General features: G+C 56.3%; 1 protein-coding gene. It reads right to left on the bottom strand.

Annotation, left to right across the window (positions count from 1 at the left end; translation table 11 throughout):
- Window positions 1-429: 429 nt before the first annotated feature.
- On the bottom strand, window positions 430-1,551 hold the full coding sequence (locus BW940_RS20725) for an IS630 family transposase (protein ID WP_076611036.1): 1,122 nt from the start codon (window positions 1,549-1,551) through the stop codon (window positions 430-432).
- Window positions 1,552-1,647: the final 96 nt, after the last annotated feature.

The raw sequence follows: 1,647 nt of genomic DNA, 5'->3' as shown, positions 1-1,647 counted from the left end.
AGTAGACCGTCCAGTAAATCCGTACCCGGTAGCGGTCCCTACTGGAGATAGAGTTGTGCGGCAGTGTCGAAGCACGATTCTGGAGATCCAGCAAACGAGCCGTCGAGGCAGATCGACGGCTCGTACCGATCATCGCTGTACTTGTAGAAGGCGAACCCCCACGAGTCGGAGTCTCCAGTCCACGTGAGTCGGCAGAGTTTCGTCGGGGTTTGTCGAATCTGTTCTGTTTCCTGTTCGCTTGCAGTTGGACTGATCCAGGGATTACTCTGGAGTGCGTCGATGTATGCGTACTCACCCCGGAAACGAACATCCACACGCGCGCACCGCTCATCCCACGCGGTGCGCGCGTGTGTCTCAAGACGGTCGGTCAACTGGCGGCGAGCTATCTCAGGAATCGAAGCCATACTAGTCAGACGCCCGCAAAAAGCATCACTCTATCGTTGGGTGCCTCTCAAGCAGTTTCTCAAGGTCCTTTGTCGTGTACGTCCACTCGAAGGGCTCTGGAACTGCATTCCAGAGCACTTCGAAACCAGCGATCTGGTGCATTAACTCTACAACTGACGCAAAACTGCCACCAGTCAATGCCTTCCGTGTCAAGACTGCGAAGTAGAGTTCAATCTGATTCAACCAAGAACCTCCCTTGGGAAGGTGCAGCACCTCCACGTTGTCGTACTGTTTCTTCAACCACCACGTGAACGTGTTTGGATGATGGGCGCTGCCGTTGTCGAGAATCCAGAACACCCGATCTGCCGCTGAGCAGATCGGGTGTGACATCACTTCTTCAACGAGTCGCTCGAAATTCGCCCGCGTGTTCCGAGTCACACAGCGGCCGTAGACTTCTCCTGTGCTAGCGTTGAGGGCTGCTTGATAGGTACAGCCCCCGTGGCGCTCGTACTCGTGTTCGACTCGCATCGACGTGCCCGGTCCTGGCGGACTTCGGTGCCGGGCCCGAGCCTTGATCGCTGTCTTTTCGTCAGCGCAAATGATCACATCTCTCTCGGTTAGATCTTTGTCGTTCCACGTGCCGTTGTACAGATCCAGCACTGGAGCAGCTTTCTGAGCGAACTCTGGATCACGCGGTCTCTTCCAGGAGGTACACGTCCAAGGCTTGATTGCTGCCTGCTTGAGCCAGGCGGCGATCGTCGAAGGTGAAGGGCAATGGTCAATCTCAGTCACAGCGACCATGTGAACATCAGTGATACTCAACCGGGAGAGCGGAAGATTCCGTTTAGACGGGAGTTCACACGCGATAGCGGTGATGAGTGCTCGAACAGAGTCATCGTAGGTTGGCGGGCAACCGGGCCGGGCTGCGTCAGCGAGCCCGGCCCGGCCAGTCTCGGCAAAGCGGCCACGCCACTTTCGAACGGTTTTGCGGGTACAGGAGAGTTCGGTCGCAATCTCCGTGTTATTGTAGCCCTCTGCGGCAAGGAGAACAATACGCGCACGAAATCCGTCCCGCTGTGAACTGGTTGCCCTGCGAGTGACCGCTTCAAGATCGGACCGATCTTGAGCGGTCAAAGTGAGTGAGACTGGTCGGGGTCCTGATGACATGAGAGGCGTTCTCCGCAGAGAACACTCTCTAAGAGGTGCTGAAAGGAGATAATCGCTCCAGCTCTATCCGGGTACGGATTTACTGGACGGTCTACT

The organism is Natronorubrum thiooxidans (assembly GCF_900156475.1).
In the GTDB taxonomy this organism is placed as follows: Archaea; Halobacteriota; Halobacteria; order Halobacteriales; family Natrialbaceae; genus Natronorubrum; species Natronorubrum thiooxidans.
Note: the sequence above shows the minus strand (reverse complement) of the source record. Positions and strands in the feature narration are given on the sequence as shown.